At 67.4% G+C, this 2,087-nt stretch carries 2 protein-coding genes and 1 pseudogene; 2 read left to right on the top strand and 1 reads right to left on the bottom strand.

Annotated features, from left to right (window positions below; translation table 11 throughout):
- Positions 1-404 (top strand): hypothetical protein (locus DYI42_RS24400; RefSeq protein WP_244868120.1); only part of this gene is annotated, 404 nt, incomplete at its 5' end.
- Positions 319-999 (top strand): annotated as a pseudogene (locus DYI42_RS23800) (reverse transcriptase family protein); the annotation flags it as partial. The gene DYI42_RS24400 and the pseudogene DYI42_RS23800, both read left to right, overlap by 86 nt.
- Here the strand turns inward: DYI42_RS23800 and DYI42_RS23795 are convergent.
- Positions 996-1,889 carry a transglutaminase-like domain-containing protein gene (locus DYI42_RS23795; RefSeq protein WP_213549604.1) on the bottom strand — a complete coding sequence of 298 codons (894 nt, stop codon included), beginning with the start codon at positions 1,887-1,889 and terminating at the stop codon, positions 996-998. The pseudogene DYI42_RS23800 and the gene DYI42_RS23795 sit on opposite strands and share 4 nt — an antisense overlap.
- Between the last annotated feature and the right edge of the window lie 198 nt (positions 1,890-2,087).

Genomic DNA, 2,087 nt, shown 5'->3' with positions numbered 1-2,087 from the left:
TCGCCGGGCTGGACCTGCCCCAACTCCCCACGCTTGCCGCGCTCGCCGACTGGCTGATGCTGCCGCCCGAGCGGCTGGAGTATCTCGCCGACATCCACGACCGCCACGAGGAGCACGGCGAAACCCCGGTCAATCACTACCACTACCACCTGAAACCCAAAAAGGGCGGGGGCCTCCGCGTGATCGAGGCCCCGAAACAGCAGCTGAAGGCCGTTCAACGCCAGATCCTCAGCGGCCTGCTCAACCGCGTGCCCCCCCCACGACGCCGCCTTCGGCTTCGCGCCATCCCGCAACTGCCTCGAGGCCGCCAACCGCCACACCGGCGAAGACCTCGTGCTCTGTTTCGACCTCGCCAACTTCTTCCCCTCGATCCGCCGCCCCCGCATTCGCGGGCTGTTTCGTAGCCTCGGCTATCCGCAGGCGGTCTCCGACCACCTCGCGGCACTCTGCACCAACGTCACCCCTTCGCGCGTCCAGGGCCGCCTCGCGCCGCCCGAGCGCCTGCTCTACCGCAGCCCCCACCTGCCCCAGGGTGCGCCCACCTCGCCCGCGCTGGCCAATCACGCGGCCTACAAGCTCGACCGCCGCCTCGCAGGCCTCGCCCGCAGCCTCGGGGCCAATTACGGCCGCTATGCCGACGATCTCAGCTTTTCCGGTGACCGGGCCATCGCCGCCGCGCTGCTGCGCGCCGTCCCCGAGATCGTCGCCGACGAGGGCTTCCGGCTCAACCCGGCCAAGACCCGGATCAACGCCAGGACCTCCCGCCAGACGGTCACCGGCATCGTCGTCAACCAGCACCTGAACCTGCGCCGCGAAACCTTCGACGAGCTGAAAGCCATCATCCACGCTTGCGGCAAGCCGGAGGACACGCGCCTGACCGACGCCGCCTTCCAGGCCCAGCTCATCGGCAGGCTCGACTGGGCCGCACGGCTCAACCCGCCGCGCGGACGCAAACTCAAAGCCTTGCTGGCGAAGGCCCTGGACGCACGTAACCCCTAGGCCACCCGCGCCGAAGACGGAAACACCAGCGGCTCTCCCGCAGGCCGCCGGGCCAGAAGCTCCATCACGTCGGCCTCCTCCATCCCGTCGTCGAGCTGATCGGTCCAGACCCTGAAATACTTCAGCTCATGCGCGCCAAAGGAGGTGATCATCGCGCAATCGGAGGCATCGCATCCCCGAACCATCAGGATCCGCCCCACGCGGGGCACGTTGTAGCGCGCATCGAAGGTGTGCCAGCGCCCGCCCAGATACACCTCGAACCACGCGCAAAAATCTCCCGGCCCCGAGTAAGGCACGCCGATGTCACCGAGATATCCACTGGCATAGCGTGCGGGAATGTTCATTGCCCGGCACAGCGCGATGGCCAGATGGGCGAAGTCACGGCACACACCGGTCTTCTCGCGCCACACCTGCGAGGCGGTCTTGTCCGCCCGTCCGAACTGGTAGCCGAAGGTCACGTGCCGGTGGACGAACCCGGTGATCGCCTGCACCAGCGGCCAGCCGGCCGGCCCCGTCCCGAAGGTCTCCCAGGCTTCCGTGATGAGGCTGTCGCTGTCGCAGTAGCGGCTCGGCAGCAGGTAGCTCAACACCTCGTCGGGCAGATCGGCAATCTGGTGCTGCACCGCCTCGGGAGATTGCCGGTCGGCCTGCCCGTCCTGCTCCATCACCCCGTCCGACCAGAACTTGGTCTTGCCCTCCGGTGCCACCACCCGGGTGATCCTGTTGGAGAACCGGTCATGGTAGACCGACAGCGCGCAAGCGGGCTCCGCCCGCACCCTGTCTTCTCCAATCAACCGCCCCGCGGCGTCCGGGTGGGTCGAGAGTGAAAGCAGCATCGGCACCTCGGAGGCGCATTCGACTTCAATCTCGAACCCGAAGCGGATCAGCATGGCGGCTCTCCTGTTGTCCGGCGATACGCCACGATGAAAGGACGGTCGGCCTGTGAAGAGGCTTGGATAGCACGGCGCGCGGCCCGGTGTCGCCTGCAAACCAATCCCGCAACCCGCTTCATTGTTCCACCCGTTCGGCGCCCGGTCGGGCACCCGGGCAAGCAGCCCCCCGTTGAAAACTGTCTCTTATACACCTCT

Source organism: Vannielia litorea, from assembly GCF_018424695.1.
Classification (GTDB): Bacteria; Pseudomonadota; Alphaproteobacteria; order Rhodobacterales; family Rhodobacteraceae; genus Vannielia; species Vannielia litorea_A.
Note: the sequence above shows the minus strand (reverse complement) of the source record. Positions and strands in the feature narration are given on the sequence as shown.

What these genes read in the sequence shown, in the direction of transcription:
- DYI42_RS23795 (WP_213549604.1), bottom strand. Translation starts at nt 1,889, where the DNA reads ATGCTGATCCGCTTCGGGTTCGAGATTGAAGTCGAATGCGCCTCCGAG.